This window comes from Bradyrhizobium ganzhouense (assembly GCF_049949285.1).
GTDB lineage: Bacteria > Pseudomonadota > Alphaproteobacteria > Rhizobiales > Xanthobacteraceae > Bradyrhizobium > Bradyrhizobium ganzhouense.
The window spans coordinates 1,903,312-1,923,229 of the sequence record NZ_CP181318.1 but is presented as its reverse complement, the minus strand read 5'-3'; the positions used below and the strand labels follow the sequence as shown (position 1 = coordinate 1,923,229).

Sequence of the window (19,918 nt, the reverse complement as noted above, 5' to 3'; positions counted from 1 at the left end):
GCTCCTCCCAATTATGGTAGGGAGCTGCGATCCGGCTTCCGATATTCTTCCATTTGGACCGATAAAACTTCTCATAACCGAAACCGCCGCAGCGGGTGGAGAATGACGGGTCGGTTCGAAGAATCGCGAGACGCTCTCGGAGCCGCCGTGGGACTTCGCCCAGGCGAGCGGAAGCAAGATGAGAGGTAAAAACCGGAGGGCGATCATGAATACACTGCTGGCAGGTCACGTGCGCGCGGGGGCATCTGATGTCCTGCTGAGCGGTCTGGATGCGAGCGAGGTCAAGCCACTACAAAATGGCAGCAATGACCTTACTTCGAGCGGTTGCGAAGGGAAGATCGCGGCGACTATTGTAGAGATCGTGTCTACGGTCCGATTGGTCCATGACACCGTCATGAGCTGGAGCTCTTAGCGCATCCGGCTCCTCGGCATATAGAGAGACCTAGGCGGAGGGCGAAGCTGAGTGGAACGACTATTGCAGTGGGCGTTATGTCGAGAAGATGCTCGCAGCCCGCCTCGACCCCGCCCCAGCATCTTGGAAAGCGTCCTTCTGCGCAGCTTGTCGCTACGGATTGGCCATCGCTCTACGTCTTCACCCCGCCTCAATGTGCAGGGTCAGCATCAATGCGACAAGCTACAGGCCTCGCGGAGGGAGAATGACTGGCTCATCTTTCAAGGAATTGGGGTTAGGCAGAACGCAAAGCACCGTGAGGTTCATAGATCGGCCAACATCTGCAATAAGAGAGTACCGGTCGAGGCAAGAGCCTCGGGCTTACGTGCAAATTGAACTGTGGAGACGTGAGGTTGCGAACAGATTTTTCGCGTATCAATCAAGATAAAGCTGTCTTCGATGACATCTATGCTTCGGATGATCCAAGAGCGTATTTCTCTGTCCTGGGAGGCTTGGATTACATGATCCCGGATGTGGCTGAGCCGATCGTGCGTCAGATTCTGGCAGCGAAAGCTTCGGCAACCAGCGTTAAGCCGATCGTGCTTGATGTCGGCTGTTCATATGGCATCAACGCGGCGGTGCATCGGTTTCCACTGACATTCGGCGGCTTGCGTCACCGCTATGCCCGACGCGAGATGAGGGCGATCAGTTCCGAAACACTGGTGCGTCTCGATCGCAATTTCTATTCGGCTTGGCCTGACGTTGGACTTGCGCGATTTATCGGTCTCGATGTATCAGCACCGGCCGTCAGTTATGCAACGGGCGTTGGTCTCCTTGAGCAAGGTATTGTCGCCGACCTTGAAAAGGAACCGCTTTCGACCGAGAGCGCGCGTATTCTCCGCTCCATCGATATCATCATGTCAACGGGCTGCATCGGCTACGTCACCGAGAAGACGTTCAGCAAAATTCTCGATGCGACAGAGAAACGTCCATGGATCATCTCTTTCGTGCTGCGGATGTTTCCTTTTGATTCTTTGGCTACGACGTTCGCGAAGCGTGGTCTTGTGACGGAACGTCTTGCTGGCGCGACATTTATTCAACGTCGATTTCGCGATGCTGAGGAATTTGAAAGGACTTTGGCCACGTTGGCAGCTCTTGGCATCGATGCGACCGGACTGGAATCGGAAGGTCTGTTCCACGCCGATCTGATCTTGTCCCGCCCTGAATCGGATGCACGCGCCGCTCCCCTGGAAGACATTGTCACCGTCGCCAGCGGTCGAGGTCGGCCAATCGGGCCGCGTTACGTTCACGTTGGAGGTGACGAAGGCTTGCAGATCGCACTCGAGCCTTAACGTTCGTGTTTGCGAGGATAGCCGCGCGTGCGCCCCCGGAACGGCGCACCGAAGTGGATCATGCTCCCGTCCTTTCGAGGTGGAGCATGATGAGGCTTGACTGCACGGCTGCGACAAGCGTTTCCGCCATGCACGGTGGTACCGGGTCCAGGCGATAGGCGCGCATCGAGCAGCGCGAGGAGATTGGCCTGCACCCTGTTCGGGCCTCGCTGTGATTCCCAGGCAGCATTTTGCCATTGAGGCGTATGGCGCGCCCCAAGACGCCTTCATTCGCCCGGCGCCTGCAAGGGCGCTCTCGCTCTGCATATCCCATGAGCTCGCGGCAACGGCAAATGCGGACCGCCTCGAGCATTGGGCAGGTACTTTGTTCGGCACAGACCCTTCTGGCAGCGTGACGGTCTCGACCTATTCTCGCGAGCGGCTCTCAAGGGGCTTGAATCGCACGTAACGTGAGTTTGTATCATCATACGGGTAAGGCGTCGGACCAGGTCCGACCGTCGGTCACTTCCTGGCGCATGATGAGAATAGTGAACCTCACAGACTCTCGAACCTGCATCGCGACACTCTGTTCTGATGCCCGTGCACTTCCCACACGGCCAAGGGGGCACCACGCGCGGACCGCCGGTCGAGCGGCCGCTCGGGTGAACCGGGGACCTGAAATCGGAGCGCGGCATTCTCGCATCGCGGCGGGGCTTGAACGCAAGCTCGCCCATCGCACGATTTCCGATGCGAGGACGCAACATCGGCAGCACGCCAACCGCTCCTGCAGCTGAGAGCGACGTCGGCGTCTCTTCCGCGCTGGCGTCGTTTCCAACAGCATGAACAATATCGCAGATCACACCGACAGAGGATAGCCATTGAACCACAAGCAGCGAACCACCGGGTCGTCGCGCCCCAGAGCGCATCGCTCTACGATTGTTCTTTTTGGCGTTGCGATGACGACAGCTTTGTGCTGCGGAAGTGCAGGTGCGCGAGATCGGCCGGTCCCAGCGGAGGCGCGACAGGCGTGCACACCGGACGCGTTTCGCCTCTGCGGCGCCCACATACCTGATGAGGACGCCGTCGCGGCCTGTCTCAAAGCCAATATCCACCGCTTGAGCGTGCCATGTCGCCAAATCATCTCAGTTCGGGATGCTGCCACAGGAAATGGCGGCCCGAGATGAGGTATGCGCGACCAGCTGGTTTCGCTTGATCGTATTCGTGCCGCGGCACGAGTGCGTGCCGCCGCCTTAGACCGACCGATCAACGGTTGTGATACGTGACGCGGGGCTGACAGGACGATCGTCGCGTCCAAGCGCAACGTCTGTCGTCGAGCACACCATGCAGCAGAAGGTACGGACATGCGCGAACTGCCTTTTGATACCGTTCTGATCGCCAACAGGGGGGAGATCGCGGTTCGTATCATCAAGACCCTTCGCAAGCTGGGGCTTCGTTCTGCGATCGTCTACCACGACATTGATGCCGGCACGCTTGCCGTCTCCATGGCCGATGCAGCCATCGCGATCGGAGGACGCACGCCGATTGCGGCCTATCTCGACATCCCGCAGATTATCGCCGCCGCCCGAAAAGCGAACGCTGGTGCACTGCATCCAGGTTATGGATTTCTGTCGGAGAACGCGGAGTTCGCCAGGGCCGTTACGAGCGCCGGCATCACGTTCATCGGACCTGCCCCCGAAAGCATCGAACTGATGGGCGACAAAATCCGGGCTCGGAACTTCGTACAGCGGCACGGGTTTCCAGTCGCTCCTTGCACCATCGAGGAAGAGGATCCAACGGCCTTCGTGCGCAGAGCCCGGGCCCTGGGAGCCCCTTTGGTCGTAAAGCCTTCCGCGGCCGGTGGCGGCAAGGGCATGCAGATTGTGCGCGACACCGGCGCCCTGGAGGATGCAATTGCGCAGGCGCGCAGCGAGGCGCAGCGCTACTTCGCAGATGGGCGGCTTTATGTCGAACGATATATCGAAAGCGCGCGTCATATCGAAGTCCAGGTGCTCGGCGACGCCTTCGGAAACGTTACTCATCTGTTCGAGCGGGAGTGCTCGATCCAGCGTCGGTTTCAGAAGGTCATCGAAGAGGCGCCCGCGCCGGGGCTGTCGTCGGAGTTGCGTCAACGGATCTGCGATGCCGCCGTCGGCATCGCCCGCGCAGCCAACTATCACAGTGCAGGCACTGTCGAATTTATCCTTGGCGGAGGAGAGTTCCATTTTCTCGAAATGAACACACGTTTGCAAGTTGAGCATCCCGTGACCGAGATGATCACCGGCGTTGATCTTGTTGCTGAACAGATCCACATCGCTGCGGGCCGTCCACTCAGATTGGCACAGTCCGACATTGTGCCGAGCGGACACGCGATCGAAGCCAGGTTGTGTGCCGAAGCGCCGGAGCGCGGATACGCGCCAACAACAGGTAAGGTCCTTGTGCTCGACTACCCCGACGGCGACGGTATACGCATCGACAGCGGCCTTTCGCGAGGTCAGAAGATCACGACAGCATTCGACCCCCTGCTCGCCAAGATCATCGTGCATTCGCCCTCCCGTATCGAGACTGCGCAAAAGGCGCATCGCGCGATGCGGGACTTGGTGCTTCTCGGCTGCGCAACCAACGCAAGCTTCCTTGCCCGAATCCTCGCGGACGACGGATTTCTGCATGGACACATTCACACGGGTTATCTTGAGGAACATCCGCATATCGCCGCAGGCGAGCCCCGGGCCGACTTGTCGGCCTTTCTGGCAGCAGGCGCTCTCCTGACCGGACCGGTCCGCGAATCGGCAGATGCCGTGTCCGACCTTCACGCGGCGCTGGGCAGTTGGAGAAACTAACGTGAATCACTCTTTTGAGGTCGATGGCGTCGAATACCAGCTATGGCTGTCACGATGCCGAGAGGACTACCGTCTCTGCTTGCATGACAGGGTGATTGCCCCGGTCGCGTTCTCCCATCGCGGTGACGGCTTCGGTGTCGTTCTTATTGCGGGTGAAAGCCAGCCCGTCAGGTTCGCCATTGATGGCGAAACCATTCACGTGCACATGAGTGGCGAAACGCGCAGTTTGCATTACCGCGACCCATTGCGAACGCTTGCTACGTCGAAGCAGGAGATAAGCCAAGCGGTCGCTCGCGCGCCAATGCCGGGCGTCGTCATTAGCGCTCGGGTTTCGCCTGGTCAGGCCGTTTTTGCCGGGACGGCCCTGATGACGATCGAGAGCATGAAGTTGGAGACCGTCATACGTTCTCCGCAAGATGGCATTGTCGAGCGTATTCACGTCAAGGAGGGCGAGAGCTTTGAGCAGGATGCTGTACTGGTTACGCTCCTCAAGGAGCGGACCTAAAATGCAGCAGCTCTCGTCTCTGGTGGATGTCAATTCGGAAGACTATCGGCTCAACGAACTTCATAACAGGCGACTTGCAAAAGAATTGGAGGAGCGCCAGCATGCCGCCCGCTTCGCGCGTCCGGTACGGGATCTTGAGCGTCTCAAGCGGCAAAACAAGCTGTTTGCGCGTGATCGGATCGAGGCTTTGCTTGACCCGGAAACCCCGTTCCTCGAGCTTTCGACGCTGGCGGCTAACAAAGCCTATGATGGTGAGGTGCCCGGCGCCGCTCAGGTCGTTGGGATCGGCATTGTCGCGGGTCGAGAGGTCGTTATCCACGCAGATGACCCTAGCGTCAAAGGCGGGGCGTGGTATCCGCTATCGGTCAAGAAGATCGTGCGGGCCTTGGACATCGCGATCGAGAATCGCCTGCCGGTCGTTCATTTGTGCGACTGTGCCGGCGGGTTCTTGCCCTTACAGGCGGAGTTCTTTGCTGATCGCTATCACGCGGGTCGAATCCTCCGCAATCAGTCCATTCTCTCAAAGATGGGAGTACCGCAGGTCGGTATAGCCATGGGCCATTGCAGCGCCGGCGGCGCATACGTCCCGGCGCTTAGCGACTACAACATCATTGTTGAGGGCACCGGAGCGATATTTCTGGGCGGTCCTCCGGTCGTCAAAGCTGCCACCGGTGCAGAGATTTCCGCCGAAGAACTCGGCGGCGCTCACTTGCATACCAGCGTATCGGGGACGAGCGACTATCTTGCAAGTTCGGAGCTGCATGCGATTGCAATTGCCCGAGATATCGTCGCTCGCTTCAGTGACCCTGTAAAAGCCCCGGTCAACCGGGCCGCTCCGGAGCCGCCCGCCTATAGTGCATCCGAACTGTACGGTATTCTTCCGAGGGATCCCCGAACGCAGTTCGACATGCGGGAGATCATCGCCCGTCTGGTTGATGGCAGCCGGTTCCACGAGTATAAGTCAAATTATGGCGAGACTCTTGTGTGTGGCTTCGCGCGTCTGCATGGCTATCAGGTTGGTATTCTCGCAAACAACGGTGTGCTCTTGAGCGAAAGCGCACTGAAAGGCGCTCACTTCATCCAACTGTGCGACAAGTCGCGAACACCTCTGCTCTTTTTGCAGAATACGACCGGCTTTATGGTGGGCCGCGACTACGAACGGCGTGGCATAACCAAGGACGGCGCCAAGCTGATCATGGCCGTCTCCGGCGCGTCGGTGCCGAAATTCACAATCGTCTGTAACGCCTCCCACGGAGCTGGAACCTACGCGATGGCCGGACGGGCTTTCGATCCGCGTTTTGTGTTCACTTGGCCGCAGTCTCAGATTTCGGCGATGGGCGCCGAGCAGGCAGCGGGCGTGCTCACACATGTCAAGGCAAGACAGCTGGCCCGTCACGATGGGCACCTCTCCACGGAGGAGTTGGCAGCCATTCGCCAGCCGATCGTGGAAGAATATCGGGAGCGGTCGAGCGCGTATTATGCGACATCCGAGTTGTGGGATGACGGCATTCTTGATCCGATCGATACCAGGAACGCGCTTGCAATCGTTCTGAGTGCCTCGCTCAACAGCCCAATCACCTCGCCGCATTACGGCGTATTCCGAATGTGACGGTGACAGCGAAGGCCGTGCACGGGGCGAGATGCCCCTGCTCCGGATGTCCGTCATCATAAGGGTCTTGCCTCGAACGGCGCTGGGTAAGGTCGAGCATTTTATCCTGAAAGCAATTCAAGCGGGATCACGCCCTAGGTGAACAGAAGTTGGGTTAAGCATTCTATCTTCGGCCTCCGTTGCCCTGCCTATATGGATCGGTTGCGAGCCCGTGAGACGGCAGGCAAAGGCGCCGCGCCCCGATGAAATTGGCGAAACGCCTCTGCCGCGGACAGGTTAAGAAAGCTGATCGTTGTCTGTGCGTCTGCTGGTGGAGTGAGGCACGAAAACCGCGCCGTCAGGCGAGTCTCGATATCGCGCTTCTTCGGACCAAGGAGATCAGCAGCCACAGCACCGCGCCATGCATCGTAAAGTCTCCTGCGCGTTCGAATTCGGTTAGCCTTTCACGGCGCCGATACAGCTGAAGTCCGTATCGAGCTGAATCATCCGAAGGCGCTTGTATCGCACGTGACGTCAGGTTGTACGCTGCCAATTCGAGCAGGCGATGTCCTTCGCCCGATAGGTTTTACACGAGCGTGAAAGAGGCCTCTGTGGATATGCTTGATGTCATTGGCATCGGGATCGGCCCGTTCAACCTCAGCCTGGCGGCACTGATTGAACCTACCCCGCTACGCGCGCTATTTTTAGAGAAACGCGAGGGATTTTGTTGGCATCCGGGACTGGCGCTGCCGAACAGCCGGCTACAAGTGTCGCCGCTTAAGGATTGCGTGACCCTGGTGGACCCTACCAGCCCCTATTCTTTCCTCAACTACCTAGCACTGCACGGGCGGCTCTACAGCTTCGTCAACAGACGCGACGCCTCAACCTCACGGCGGGAATTTACCGACTATTACCAGTGGGTCGCACGACGGCTCAAGACGCTCCGCTTTGGCGAAGAGGTGGTCGACGTTGCACCCTTCAGGGACGGCTACCGCGTCAACACCAGCACAACCACATACCTTGCGCGCGCTGTGGTGATAGGAGTTGGCGTAGAGCCGAAGATTCCCGCGTGTGCTAGGCCCTTGATCGGCAACGCCGTCTATCATGCGGCCGACTATCTCGAGCGGGATCCACCTTACGTCGGCGAGCATGTGCTCGTGGTGGGAGGTGGTCAGAGCGGCGCTGAGATTGTTGAGCACATGCTTAGTCGTCCCGTAGCGGCCCGGATTACCTGGGTGACGTCGCGGACAAACCTGTTCGCAATGGACGACAACAGTTTCGTAAACGAGGCTTACATGCCGGGGTACAGCCGGCGTTTTCACGCTCTCCCGCTCCAGCAACGTCGTGCCATCGTGGAGCACGAGAAGCTGACGAGCGACGGCATTTCCGTCGAGTTGTGCAATCGCCTCTATGACATGTTGTACGAACGCGGCGTGGCAGGCACGCTGGATGACAGTTTTCGTTTGTTGTCCAACGTTGTCCTAAAGGACATCACGTCCCACAACAAACGTTGGCAAGTCGATCTGAATGGGATTGCGACGCAGCGAAATCACAGCATCCTGGTTGATCGCATAGTGCTCGCCACAGGCTTCCAGCCGCGCACCCCGCCCTTCTTGCAAACGCTCCTCCGCGGCGCGCGCATGGAGGATAGCCTGCCTGTCGTCGGCCCGGACTACGCGGTCCGGTTCGATCAGCACATGCCAGGGCCGGTATATTTACAGAACCAAAGCCGCCTGCAGCATGGGCTGCAGAGCGTCAATTTATCGCTGGTCGCATACCGCAGCAGCCTCATCATCAATAGCCTGCTCGGACAACCGTTCTATCTGGATACGTCAGATCGGCAGATCCTGGACGGTTATGACACTTCAGACATGCCCGAATCAGGCAGTCGGGATGCGATGCCGTCCACGCAACACATGGCCGCAATCACATGAGCCAAGCATCGTTCTCCCCCCTCCACAACCGTCGTGTTGATGCCCCCGCTGCGGACCAGCTATCTGTCAGGCTACACCACCGCGCCTTTGGACCATTTCTGGTCGCGTCGATTGTTATTGCTGCAGCTTACGGCACGAGCTTCCTATTGCCGGACTACATGCAGGCGCTCGGTAAGAGCAGTGAAACCGCAGGCTTGCTGATCTCCAGCGCCATGGTTGTGACGATCGTGTGCTGCTGCTCGGCAGGCTGGGTCGCGCAGCGTATCGGCATAATGCCGACGGTGGCCGCCGCCTCGATCGCCATGGCGCTAGCCATGCTGCTCATTGCCGGCGCAGTCCTCGATGAGCGAGCAGCTTATGCTGGCAGCATGCTGATGGGCGCGGGATGGTCGGTGTCCTTCATCTTGTCGCCGTTGCAGATCATTCGCCATCTACGGCCCGCCGCACGTATCCAATATTTAACCATTTTGTCCGGCTCTCAAATGGCCGGGCTCGGTTTAGCCGCTCCACTCGGTCACTTCTTGGCAAACGTCACCGGCTCTTTGGCCATGGTCTATGTCCTGTTCGCGATAGCATGCGTCATCGCGACCATCTGCGTAGAAGTCGCACGACGTGCCATGTTGGGCCTGTCCGCAGTGCCGATGCCGCATATCGAAATCACGGTAACTGCAACCGTAGCGCTCGTTCGAAAATCCACGGCTGCCCCCATTGCTATGATTGCGATTGCCGCCTGCACTTTTTCGGGACTGTCGATGTATCAGAGTGCCTATGCCGCATCACGTCACCTGAATTCCGATTTGTTCTTTTTGATATTTACCGCCTCTAGCGTAGCGCTGCGCTTCTCGCTCGCCCACGTGATGGGCCGCCTGCCCGTACACCGACTTGCGTTCATGCTCTTCGGAGCTACTGGTGCGTCACTGGTACTATTCATTGTCAATACCGGCAGCACCCCGCTCTATATCGTGGCCACGGCAATTTTCGCGACAGGCTATGGGCTCACCTACTCCACCCTGAACGGAATGGCCGTCAATCTTGCTGGCGACCACGGGGTGTCCGTGCCCGTCACCTCACAAATCTTCACGCTGGCATATTTCCTCGGATTGTTCGGCTTTCCGTTGCTCGGCGGGCAGTTGATCCGCGGATTTGGTCCCGACGCGATGTTGCTGACGCTACTGGGCGCGACGGCCTTGAATGCGCTGCTGGTAGCTGCGCTTGGAGTGAAGGCTACAACTGGTGACCTGTAATTTTTGGAGAGGAGCTCGCCTATGCTGACCGAGTCGCAAAAAGTGAAATGGCAACAGGACGGATATCTCCGGCTCGAAGGCTTCTTCGATCCAGCCGCTCGCGACGGGATGTCCAATTTCGTGGACGACGTCGCGCGCTGGGATGTAAGCGCCGACAAATGGATGATGTGGTTCGAGAAGACAGCCGGCAATCGCAAGATTATCTCAAAGGTGGAGAACTTCTTGGATTACCATGACGCTCTGCGCGCGGCGCTGTTGGCCGACGGCCGCATTCGCACGACTGTCGAGACGCTACTCGATGAGGACACGCGGATGCTAAAGGAGCTGCTGATCTTCAAGTATCCTGATAGCGGCGGCTACCGCCCGCACCAGGACATTTATCATATCCCGCACAAGATACCGGAACGCATGGTGCATGCAGTGGCAGCCATTGCCATCGACGATTCGGAGCCTGACAACGGCGGTCTTTTCTTCACGCCAGGTCGCCATAAGGAGGGAGTGTTTCCAATGGATGCCGGCGGTGTGATCAATCCAGAGGTCGCCGAGACCTTCACATGGGAACCGGTGTCATGGAAAGCCGGGGATGTGTTTATTTTCGACGATTACGCCCCCCACTATTCACTGCCAAATAAGAGCGATCGCCCCCGCCGCGCGCTTTATCTGGTGTTCCAGCGCGCATCGACGGGAGGTCCAACGCGTGCCGAGTATATGCGCATGAAGCGCGCCTACAACCCACCGGAAGGCAAGCCATCGGATCCGGAAAACCTGAACACACCTAACGGCATATTCTATCGCGATTGAGTGCGAATTCGGAGGAAGGACCGTCGTGCACACCAAGCAGATCGATCATTCATTGATGCGAACGGAATATGGCGTGCTGGTCTGCCGCCTGTTGGAGCATCTTCCGGATGGTCTCAGTCCCGGGTTCGGCGCCTCGGTGGTGGAGGTCTCACCCGGCGGGGCGGTCGATCCGCACGGGCACCACGAGCACGAACTGTGGGTCGTGATTTCCGGGCGTGGGGAGTTCGAAGCTGGCGGTCAGAAAAGGCCGGTGAGCGAGACGACGTTGTGCTACATGCAACCATACCAGCAGCACACCATCCGTAACGTGTGTCAGGACAGTCCTCTCAAATTTCTATCTATTTGGTGGGATTGACATGCGGACCTATTTTGTCTGTCCCGCTCCCCCTTGCCCCAACGGGAAGCTACATCTCGGTCACGTCGGCGGCGTATACCTACTCGCCGATATGTTCACGCGCTTTCAGCGTATGGCCGGCCATCGCGCGTACTATATTACGGGGGCGGATGAGCACGGCACGTACACACTGGTGAAAGCACGAAAACTCGGCCAACCGGTTAGCGATGTCGCACAGAAACACATTCACGAGATCTTGCAGTGCTTGCGCGCGGTGCAAATCACGCCCGATGCGTTTGTGCGTACGTCTAGCGAGATCCACAAAGAGAATGCGCTGGCGATTTTCCGCGAGTTGCAGGAGGCCGGCTATGTCGGCGTGCGCGACGGTGTCCAGCTCTATTGCGAACAGTGCGACGAATTCGTGGCCGACTCGCTTGCAGTTGGCACCTGTCCGGCATGCGATGCGACGACCGACAGTAATTTGTGCGAAAACTGTGGCCTAGCTGTCCAGCACGACACCCTACGCGACGCGCGGCACACCACGTGCGGCAGCACACTTGGGCTAAGGCCGATCAAGCAGGCCGTGTTTGATATGCCCCGGCTGGCTCAGGTGCTGGACAAAGCCATTGGACAAGGCGCCTGGCCCGGGGTTATCCGCGACAAGGCGCGCACCTGGTTGGCCGGGGCCGTACATGCCTTGCCGATGTCGCGCCACTTCGGTCATGGTGTCAAGCTAACACAGCCTGAACATTTGATTGGCCAAACTCTCCTCACATGGTTTGAGGGCCTGTGGAGTTTCGACACTGGAATTCGCGAGCTATGCGACCGTGACAATCTGGACGCCGACTCGGCATTGCGCGATCCGAACACCCAGCTTTTGTTTTTCATGGGCCAGGATAACCGTTTTTACTACACGGTAGGTGTGACAGGCGCCCTGCTCGCGCGCGGCTACCCAATTCCCAACAATCATTCCGTCCAGGACTTCTACAAGCTCGAGGGCGAAAAGTTTTCGACCAGTCGTGACCATGCCCTTTGGGCCGATGAAGTGACGCGAGAGGTGGACGCCAGCGTAGTCCGCTACGCGCTGGTGCGCGTGGCCAAGCCATTCGACAGCAATAAGAACGACTTCGATGTCGAGAGCCTGATCATGGCAGCGTCACGCCTTCGGATCTGGGAGGATGCGTTGCGCCACTCAGCCAACAACGCACGCATAGTCGACAGCAAGCACGTCTGCCCTACTCTCTGCAGCCTGGTTCAGGATTATGCCGATGCGATCGAGTCACTGCGTTTCTGGGACGCGCTTGATATCATCGATATGTACCTGGAGGTGGCCGACTTTGCGCGCGAGGATAATGGTATGTGGAATGCCGCGAAGGTCTCATTGTTCCTGAGTCTGCTTTATCCCGTGGTACCTGAGCTAGCGATACGCTACGGTCAGAATTTCTTCGGCGCGGCCTGGCAGCCGTCCCTCAAGAAGCCTGCTGCAACAGCCGCCCTGCCGGACGCCAGGGTGGACTTCCCGTATTTCAGTGCGGCGGTATCTGCGAACTTCATTGCAGCGTACAACACGCGTTTTCGCACAGAACAGGTGAGGCAATCTGTTTGAGAGACAAAACCATGACTTCGCGGGCCTCCAACCGTGGCGCCGTCGCTCAGGGCTTTGCCCCGTTCTCTTACTCAGGAGCGAAGCACGCCATCAATTTCGGTTACGGCCTCCCCGATCCGGTGATGTTTACAGAGCTGGTCTGGCCGGATGCATTTAACCGGGATACCGGGGTCGCCCCCGCCGATCTGCCGCAGTATACGGATGCGCTGGGTTTACCCGAGCTCCGTACAAAGCTCGCAGGGCGCTACGGTGTGCGCCATGACCAAGTTATCCTGACGGGTGGCGCTTCGCAGGCTTTACAGTTGATTGCCGACGCTTGGATCGACCCAGGCGATGTCGTCCTGACCGAGGACCCGTGCTATTTGGGCGCACTGCGAGCGTTTTCGATCGTGGGTGCGAACATCCTCCAGCTCGGTATGTGCGCAGAAGGGGTCGATCTGAATGAACTCGAGGCAATGTTGCGTAGTCATACCCGCGCCAAGCTTTTCTATACGACGCCAGCATTTCATAACCCGACTGGGCGCCAGATGTCGCGCACCCATATGGCCCGGGTCGCAGCGCTGCTGGACCACTATGGCGTGGCGTTGGTACAGGATCTTGTGTATGCGGAGCTGCCCTATAACGGCACGGTTGATTGGCTGGCACCAGGCGGCAACGTGATCAACATCCATAGCGTCTCCAAGGTCGCCGGACCGGGGTTACGGGTAGGCTGGGTGCTTGCCGAGTCGGACATCATCAACCGGCTTGCACGGCTAAAATGCGATGGCGGCGTAAGCCCCATCGTCAGTAATATCGTTCTAGCGTTGTTGCAATCGGGCGCCATTGATGCGCACATTGCGCGCCTGCGCCAGCATTATCGGGCCAAGCGGGATATCCTGCATACACTCTTGCTGTTTAGCCGATTTTGCGAGCCAGAGTATGTCGTACCAAGCGGTGGTTTCTCGTTTTGGGTGCGGTTGGCCGCTGGCATCGAGGTTGAAACTTTCATTGAGGCTGCACGTCACGAGCACGCCGTTCATCTCATAAATGGTCGCAATTATGGCCCACGAAGTGGCGATCATGTACGCCTGTGTTTTAGCTATCTCCCCGCATCGCTCATCGAGCAGGGCCTGGCGCGATTGGATACCTTGCACGCGACCTGACTAAGCTTCACACACATAACGTCCCGCTCCCGCACGGCTTCCAGCGCGATCTTTGCCTTCAGTGCCGCGTCGATCCTGCGTCTCGTCTTCGTCGTCATCATGGGCTCCGCCTATCAAACGGAGCGGCCCCTTCCAACCAAGTACGTGGCCCCACAATCGGGGTACATTATAATCCAACTGACATTGTCGGATATCCTTCAGTGTCGATTGTCGGTTTTGAGACAGTTGGAGCAATGTGGCGCGACGCACGCTTCAAGGCTCTTGAAGATGCTTGGATTAAGGGTCTGCAAAAGCGCCAGTTTCACTTCGGCACGCCATTTGCGTGTTGGAAGGACATCACTGAGCAATCGGTGATTTGGGGCGGATCCAGCGCCTGACAATACCCGACGTTGCGCCACCCCGTTGTAATCGGAACGAGGTGGTGTGCAACGGGACGTCCGGACGGTTGCGGTGCGGTCGCGGTCGCTCACAGCCTTCGTCGGGATGCCCTCGGCGGTACGAACACGAAGCCCCGTGCGTACGACAGGACAGTGCCCCTGTACGCAGAAACATAGTGAATAGATGGAACTCCTAATGCAGCCTATTGAACGAGCCGCGTTTCCATATCCGGACCATTGGCGCTCCAAGTTCGACGATTTGCCTTTGCTGACAGAGGGCGAATCGAAGGTGATCCGCGTTATCGACGATCAAAGCGTCATCGTGCGTCTAAAGCCCACGTTGTTTTCGTACTCCGCAAATCGCGCTGCCACAGTTGAGGGCACCGACTGGTTACGCCTACGGATCAGCGAGCGGCTTTGGCGGATGCTAGAGACCGAGGGCGTGCCTTCCACGATCGTTCACGTCGGTGAAGACTATTACATCAGTCGGCGAGTTGCGGCTCCGCCTATCGAGGTCATCGTGAAAGGCGGCTTATGTCGGGACACCAAAACATATATACCTCGGGTTGGAGACTTTCCCAACGCGTCATGGCGGATACCTCCGACCCGATCAGCGACACGAACCCTATGTGCGCTTCGATTGGCGCAACCCACTACCACATCGGGACGAATGCATGCCGAATTGGCTCGCGGACCGCTTCATCGATACGGATGCTGCCAGGCATTTGGCTTTGCGAGCCTTCAAGGCGCTGGCGAGAGTCTTGGCATCGTGCGAAATTGAACTACTCGATATTTGCTTTTTTATCACCGCCGAAGGCGATGCGATATTTGGCGAAGTTTCACCAGACTGCATGCGAGCCAAGCACGCGTCAAATGATTTAGATAAGGACCTTTGGCGTAAGGGCAAAGATCCAGAAATTATTCTCCGCCAGTGGCGAGCGTTTCTGGATCGGCTGAAAGCGCTTCCATGAAGACGAGCAATCCCACAGCCATCATCTTCGACTGGGGTAACACCCTCTGCGACTATCCATTACGGACCGAGGCCGCACAGGTTGAGTTCTTGCATGATTTCCTCACCGATCCGTCCAGCTTTACAGATTTGGCCACTGTCACAGCGCCGAGATCCATCGCTGGCGCAACGTTGCAGGCGCTGAACAGAGAGCGCGAGGATTGTCGTGTGGTTTCTTTCGCGGACCGGTTGAGATGCGTACTGGCACCCGACATGGATGACGCCGATGCAGCGCTACTCGAGCTGCGCCTCTGCAAACGAATCTTTGCTAGTGGCGAGCTCATGCCAGAGGCGGAGAAAGTCATTGCTACCCTTCGCCAAACGGGCTACCGGACGGCGATCTTGTCCAATACGCCTTGGGGAACGAGCCACAAGTTGTGGCGAGCCGAGGTCGCTCGGCACACAAATGTCAGCCGCAACTGCGATCTTGTCATGTTCTGCGGCGAATGCGGTTATCGCAAGCCCAGCCAAGCCGCTTTTGAAGCCTGTTTAGACCTTTTGCGTGAGGCGCCAGACGGCGTCATCATGGTAGGCGATAGCTTTCGCTCGGATGTTCTGGGCGCACGCGGCGCGGGATGCCGAGCAGTCTGGTTTTGCCGTGACGCCTCGTTGCCAAAAGACGAATCGGTCGCTGTCATGACGACGCTCGACGACATCATTCCGCTCCTCGGCAGGGCTGCATAAGTAGTACCGGTAATTTCATTTTTCAGGAGCGTTCATGACCCGGATGCCTATGCGCCACCCTCAGATTGAGCACTACAGTGTGCGCCGGGAAACCGGCAAGAAGTCGGTGGTGGACATCCACTGCGAAGAGGGCGTAGGTGCTGCTCTTCGCTCTTTCCCGGCACGAAGCCCATGCTCGGTCGCGTCACCGCTTGGCAGATTGCTTCTGCATCGGCCGCGTCGTTCTTCCCGCGCCTAAGGTGGGCCTTGCCGTAGCTCGGCGGCACCAGCCAGACTTGGTGGCCGAGCGCGATCAATTCGCGCGCCCAATGGTGCGCAGTCGCGCACGCCTCGATACCGCTCAGGCACGGAGCGAGCCGAGCTAAGAACGCCAGCAGATCGAGCGGTCGCGCAGAACGCTGGTTCGTCTCGATGGCCACAATCGCTGGCCAACCCTTCCCGATCTGACATTCAGCGAGGGGATCGAGGTCAGTCCACCCACAGCCGGCGCCTCCTGACCGGCCAAGCCGTCACCAGAATTCAGCGATGGCTCGCGATGACGCGGCAACAAGCTGAGCGGTTGTGCAAAGAACGATTATAGCAGTGAACGCAAGCTCACGCGCCTCCCAATCATGATAGGGGAGATGCGCTCCGGCTTGCGATATTGTTCGACCATTCAAACCGATCAATCGCTCCCGACCGAAAGCGCCGCAGCGAGCGGAAAATGATGGGTCGGTCCATCCAATAAAATCGTCGGAAGCTCTCAGAACCACCCAGGGCATTCGCCCAGACGAACGAAAGCAAGATGAGAGGTTAAGGCCGGAGGGCGATCATGAATACAATATTGGCAGGTCACGCGCGCCAGGGCGCATATGATGTTCTACTGAGCGATCTGGATGTCAGCGACGTCAAGCGCTTTCAGGATGACAGCATTTGGCCCTACTTCGAGCGGTTACGAAAGGAAGATCCCATCCACTACTGTAGCGATAGCCCCTACGGTCCATATTGGTCCATAACAAAATACCACGACATCGTTGCAGTCAACATGAGTCACGGAGTGTTCTCGTCAGAGCAAGGCGTCACGATCGTCGATGTGGCGGAGGAGTATTGGACTCCGAGTTTCATTAAGATGAGCCCTCCGAAACATGGCGAACAGCGCAACACGATCAGTCCGATCGTGGCGCCGGAGAATCTGGCCAAACTCGAGGGCCTGATCCGTCGGCGGGTCAAGGCCGTTCTGGATGGCTTGCCGCGCAATGAAACCTTCGACTGGGTCGATAAGGTCTCGATCGAGTTGACGACGCAAATGTTGGCGACGCTGTTTGATTTTCCATTTGAGGATCGGCGGCTGCTGACCTATTGGTCGGACGTCGCCGCCACAACTCCGCGAACTGGCCACGAGATCGACACCTGGGAAAAGCGACGGACAGTCCTGTCCGGGTGCTTGGACTATTTCACACGACTTTGGAACGAGCGCAAAAATGCCGAGCCCTGCGCCGACTTGATTTCGATGATGGCGCACTCACCGGCGACTCGGAATATGGAGCCACGCGAGTTCTTGGGCAACCTCATCCTGCTGATCGTGGGCGGGAATGACACCACGCGCAATTCGATGAGTGGAAGCGTATTGTTCATGAACCAGAATCCGTCGGAGCTCCGGAAGCTACGCGACAATCCTGTGCTCGTGTCGAATGCCGTCTCCGAGATCATACGCTACCAAACGCCGATCGCACACATGCGCCGCACTGCCATGGTCGATATCGTGATACGTAACAAGCAAATCAGACGAGGCGATAAGGTCGTCATGTGGTACATTTCCGGGAACCGGGACGATGAGGTCATAGACCAGCCTGACAGCTTCATCATCGATCGGAAGAACCCACGGCAACATCTCTCGTTCGGATTCGGCATCCATCGCTGCGTCGGAAGACACCTTGCCGAACTGCAGCTGAAGATCCTTTGGGAGGAAATTTTGAACAGGCGCCTCGACATCAGGGTGGTCGGCGAGCCGGAACGAGTCGCCTCTAACTTCGTGCACGGTTATTCCGCCCTCCCAGTGCAGATGGTAGCTTAGCGAATGGGCTCCTCCTTACGATTTATCTGAGATGCGTCGGAGCTTGCAACCGTGAGCGGGTCGGTGGGTGCTCGACCAAACTGACGTGAAAGTCCAGTCCGTCCGCATCAGCAGAGCGGCGGGGTACTGTCGGCCGAACGGATTCAACTTCCATGCCTTCAGCCATCCGCGCGACGTCGTCATACCGATCGCCAGCAGAACCGGACGCTGCGCGCCAATCCAACCTGGACCTTCCACGCAGCCTCCGCCGGCCCGTTGAAAGCAGCCGTGGCCTGCGGCGTCTTCGCTCGCCGCGTCGGCTTCGCCGGCCGGCAGTCTTTGGTGGCGTTACGACCATGCCATCGAGGTCGCGCCAAGCACCAAGGCTTTACGACGAATGCCGATGCGATGCCTATCCAGTTCGATACCAGGACGATCGGCCTTTGCTGGCTGCTCGGCTTCAGCACACGGCGAGCCATCTACGGTACGCGCCAGCCTTCGTGGTGGCTCCTTCGAGCGGGATGTCTCTCGACCAAGCCCTCAGCATGCGCACCAGGGCTCTGAAACAATCGTCGAACGTGCTACGCCAAATTTGGGCGCCAATTGACAGCTTTTTCGCCGGTATGCCCCTGGGCCCGCGCTTATGTGGGGGAAGGCGCGGTTAGCCGCGAGCGCCACAAGAACACCTGGGAAGGCCCGATCTCAAACATATCCCGACGATTGAAGCCCGGGCTCAGGATCAACTCCCCAGAAAGGTAGGTTTGCAAATTCGTTCGCAGCATTTAACTTTTGTGAGGGCGCTTTAACAAGACCAACTTTGAACCGTAGAACTTTCTTGCGTAAGGCTCGATGACCGAAAGCGAGATGGCTAACAGAGCTGTGCCCACCTGGCGGGATATCGAGTCAGGTCTTCGAACGGCAATTGATAACAATGAGTTCGGCGTCGGAAGCCAACTCCCGACCGAAGCCGAACTGATGCGCAAATTTGGGGCAACGCGTTACGCGGTGCGACGCGCGCTGAGTGCTCTACAAACGAGCGGCCTCATCCGTATCGAGCAGGGACGCGGCACGTTCGTGCACGATGCTTATCTAGTCTCCTACAACATTGGCCGCCGCGCGCAATTCACTGACGTTCTTATCGGCAACAACATCACGAAGGTTCAAGAGATCCTAAGGATCGAGATCGTCGATCCCGATGAGGACGTGCGCGACTTCCTACAGTTGCCGCCCGGCGGATCCGCTGTGTTCATGGAACTCTTGGGATATGCGAATGGGCAAGTCGTCAAACACGACAGACAACACTTCCCCCTGCCGCGCTTTGAGGGCTTTGACAAGGTGCTGAAAGCCAGCCAATCGGTGACGGAGGCGCTCACCCGGGTCGGGATCACCGATTATCAACGCGTCAGCACCTCAATCATCGGCCGACTACCCACGGCGACAGAGGCTCGACTGCTGCGACAATTGCCGAGCCAGCCGATCTTTGAATGTCATAGCGTGGAGGCCGACGAGAGCAACTATCCAATCATCTACGGAATTACAGTGTTCAGCTGCGAGCGTGTGCGATTGACAGTGTAGACTCGCATTTATGTGTCGGACGAGCTTACGTGGCGGAAACATCCTTACGTCAGCTGGGCTCGGCCACAGTTGGATTCATCCGCCGAGAATGTTTCGTTCCTCTGGCGCGGACACGGGAAGCCCTTGCGCCGCAATGCCGGAAGAATCGTAAGCGCGAAGCTGCCAATGACCTACGCGCTTACGAGGGGCACGTTGCAAGAGTTCTATTTTTGTCGCGGGGATGCTCAACCGCCTTTCGTAACCGGGCATTGGGCGCCGAGATGGATCGCATTCCAAGATGCTTTTTCTCGTTCGGTCACAAGCAAGGCCCCTCTGCGCCTTATCTGAGCTGGATCGCGCAGTTCAGCCGTTTTGCTGCAGCACATTCCGCTCGGCAACTCCATCGTCGATGGCGATCTATGCACACTATGCACATTGCGCAGTGTCCGCGCTCCCACGCGCGCGATGGACGGCGCCCGAACGACGCTCGCTGCCCTAGAAGATCGGCACTTCGTTGATCGGCCTTCGTCGCCCGACGATCGCAGGCTG

At 58.2% G+C, this 19,918-nt stretch carries 16 protein-coding genes and 1 pseudogene; 16 read left to right on the top strand and 1 reads right to left on the bottom strand.

All coding sequences use genetic code 11. The annotated features are described in order from the left end of the window. Nucleotides 1–205 precede the first annotated feature (205 nt). The 14 genes from ACLFLU_RS08895 (at nt 206) to ACLFLU_RS08830 (ending at nt 15,783) form a co-directional block, all read left to right on the top strand. A complete protein-coding gene (locus tag ACLFLU_RS08895; protein WP_426411851.1) occupies nt 206–412 on the top strand; it encodes a hypothetical protein in 207 nt (68 codons plus the stop codon). A gap of 392 nt (nt 413–804) precedes the next feature. Continuing rightward, nucleotides 805–1,743, top strand: a complete 939-nt coding sequence (locus tag ACLFLU_RS08890) for a class I SAM-dependent methyltransferase (protein ID WP_426411850.1) — start codon at nt 805–807, stop codon at nt 1,741–1,743. 1,340 nt (nt 1,744–3,083) lie between these two features. Beyond that, nucleotides 3,084–4,559, top strand: a complete 1,476-nt coding sequence (locus ACLFLU_RS08885; protein ID WP_426411849.1) for an acetyl-CoA carboxylase biotin carboxylase subunit — start codon at nt 3,084–3,086, stop codon at nt 4,557–4,559. Nucleotide 4,560: 1 nt separating this feature from the next. After that, on the top strand, nt 4,561–5,064 hold the full coding sequence (locus tag ACLFLU_RS08880; RefSeq protein WP_426411848.1) for an acetyl-CoA carboxylase biotin carboxyl carrier protein subunit: 504 nt from the start codon (nt 4,561–4,563) through the stop codon (nt 5,062–5,064). A gap of 1 nt (nt 5,065) precedes the next feature. Continuing rightward, nucleotides 5,066–6,673: an acyl-CoA carboxylase subunit beta gene (locus tag ACLFLU_RS08875; protein WP_426411847.1), complete on the top strand. Its 1,608-nt coding sequence runs from the start codon at nt 5,066–5,068 to the stop codon at nt 6,671–6,673. A gap of 596 nt (nt 6,674–7,269) precedes the next feature. Further along, nucleotides 7,270–8,586: a lysine N(6)-hydroxylase/L-ornithine N(5)-oxygenase family protein gene (locus ACLFLU_RS08870; protein ID WP_426413948.1), complete on the top strand. Its 1,317-nt coding sequence runs from the start codon at nt 7,270–7,272 to the stop codon at nt 8,584–8,586. After that, a complete protein-coding gene (locus tag ACLFLU_RS08865) occupies nt 8,583–9,830 on the top strand; it encodes an MFS transporter (RefSeq protein ID WP_426411846.1) in 1,248 nt (415 codons plus the stop codon). The genes ACLFLU_RS08870 and ACLFLU_RS08865 overlap by 4 nt, the downstream gene beginning before the upstream one ends. Before the next feature lie 21 nt (nt 9,831–9,851). Continuing rightward, nucleotides 9,852–10,631: a phytanoyl-CoA dioxygenase family protein gene (locus ACLFLU_RS08860; protein WP_426411845.1), complete on the top strand. Its 780-nt coding sequence runs from the start codon at nt 9,852–9,854 to the stop codon at nt 10,629–10,631. A gap of 25 nt (nt 10,632–10,656) precedes the next feature. Next, complete coding sequence (locus ACLFLU_RS08855) at nt 10,657–10,986, top strand: cupin domain-containing protein (RefSeq protein WP_426411844.1); 330 nt, start codon at nt 10,657–10,659, stop codon at nt 10,984–10,986. Nucleotide 10,987: 1 nt separating this feature from the next. Further along, complete coding sequence (locus ACLFLU_RS08850) at nt 10,988–12,571, top strand: class I tRNA ligase family protein (RefSeq protein ID WP_426411843.1); 1,584 nt, start codon at nt 10,988–10,990, stop codon at nt 12,569–12,571. Nucleotides 12,572–12,582: 11 nt separating this feature from the next. Continuing rightward, a complete protein-coding gene (locus ACLFLU_RS08845; RefSeq protein ID WP_426411842.1) occupies nt 12,583–13,713 on the top strand; it encodes a PLP-dependent aminotransferase family protein in 1,131 nt (376 codons plus the stop codon). Nucleotides 13,714–13,913: 200 nt separating this feature from the next. Beyond that, nucleotides 13,914–14,090, top strand: coding sequence for a hypothetical protein (locus ACLFLU_RS08840; protein ID WP_426411841.1), 177 nt, complete (start codon nt 13,914–13,916; stop codon nt 14,088–14,090). A 674-nt stretch (nt 14,091–14,764) separates the two neighbouring features. Next, nucleotides 14,765–15,061, top strand: coding sequence for a hypothetical protein (locus tag ACLFLU_RS08835; protein WP_426411840.1), 297 nt, complete (start codon nt 14,765–14,767; stop codon nt 15,059–15,061). Then, entirely contained in the window at nt 15,058–15,783 is a 726-nt protein-coding gene (locus ACLFLU_RS08830; RefSeq protein ID WP_426411839.1) for an HAD family hydrolase, read from the top strand. The genes ACLFLU_RS08835 and ACLFLU_RS08830 overlap by 4 nt, the downstream gene beginning before the upstream one ends. 140 nt (nt 15,784–15,923) lie before the next feature. Here the strand turns inward: ACLFLU_RS08830 and ACLFLU_RS08825 are convergent. Beyond that, nucleotides 15,924–16,151: pseudogene (locus tag ACLFLU_RS08825) on the bottom strand (IS110 family transposase); the annotation flags it as partial. A gap of 443 nt (nt 16,152–16,594) precedes the next feature. Here ACLFLU_RS08825 and ACLFLU_RS08820 point away from each other — a divergent pair. Then, a complete protein-coding gene (locus ACLFLU_RS08820; protein WP_426411838.1) occupies nt 16,595–17,836 on the top strand; it encodes a cytochrome P450 in 1,242 nt (413 codons plus the stop codon). An 828-nt stretch (nt 17,837–18,664) separates the two neighbouring features. Continuing rightward, complete coding sequence (locus tag ACLFLU_RS08815) at nt 18,665–19,390, top strand: GntR family transcriptional regulator (protein ID WP_426411837.1); 726 nt, start codon at nt 18,665–18,667, stop codon at nt 19,388–19,390. The last annotated feature ends 528 nt before the right edge of the window (nt 19,391–19,918 follow it).

Excerpts from the sequence above, each read along its gene's own strand:
- ACLFLU_RS08875 (WP_426411847.1), top strand. The coding sequence starts at position 5,066 with ATGCAGCAGCTCTCGTCTCTGGTGGATGTCAATTCGGAAGACTATCGG.
- ACLFLU_RS08830 (WP_426411839.1), top strand. The coding sequence starts at position 15,058 with ATGAAGACGAGCAATCCCACAGCCATCATCTTCGACTGGGGTAACACC.
- ACLFLU_RS08845 (WP_426411842.1), top strand. The coding sequence starts at position 12,583 with ATGACTTCGCGGGCCTCCAACCGTGGCGCCGTCGCTCAGGGCTTTGCC.
- ACLFLU_RS08815 (WP_426411837.1), top strand. The coding sequence starts at position 18,665 with ATGACCGAAAGCGAGATGGCTAACAGAGCTGTGCCCACCTGGCGGGAT.
- ACLFLU_RS08870 (WP_426413948.1), top strand. The coding sequence starts at position 7,270 with ATGCTTGATGTCATTGGCATCGGGATCGGCCCGTTCAACCTCAGCCTG.
- ACLFLU_RS08885 (WP_426411849.1), top strand. The coding sequence starts at position 3,084 with ATGCGCGAACTGCCTTTTGATACCGTTCTGATCGCCAACAGGGGGGAG.
- ACLFLU_RS08850 (WP_426411843.1), top strand. The coding sequence starts at position 10,988 with ATGCGGACCTATTTTGTCTGTCCCGCTCCCCCTTGCCCCAACGGGAAG.
- ACLFLU_RS08865 (WP_426411846.1), top strand. The coding sequence starts at position 8,583 with ATGAGCCAAGCATCGTTCTCCCCCCTCCACAACCGTCGTGTTGATGCC.
- ACLFLU_RS08820 (WP_426411838.1), top strand. The coding sequence starts at position 16,595 with ATGAATACAATATTGGCAGGTCACGCGCGCCAGGGCGCATATGATGTT.
- ACLFLU_RS08895 (WP_426411851.1), top strand. The coding sequence starts at position 206 with ATGAATACACTGCTGGCAGGTCACGTGCGCGCGGGGGCATCTGATGTC.
- ACLFLU_RS08835 (WP_426411840.1), top strand. The coding sequence starts at position 14,765 with ATGCCGAATTGGCTCGCGGACCGCTTCATCGATACGGATGCTGCCAGG.
- ACLFLU_RS08860 (WP_426411845.1), top strand. The coding sequence starts at position 9,852 with ATGCTGACCGAGTCGCAAAAAGTGAAATGGCAACAGGACGGATATCTC.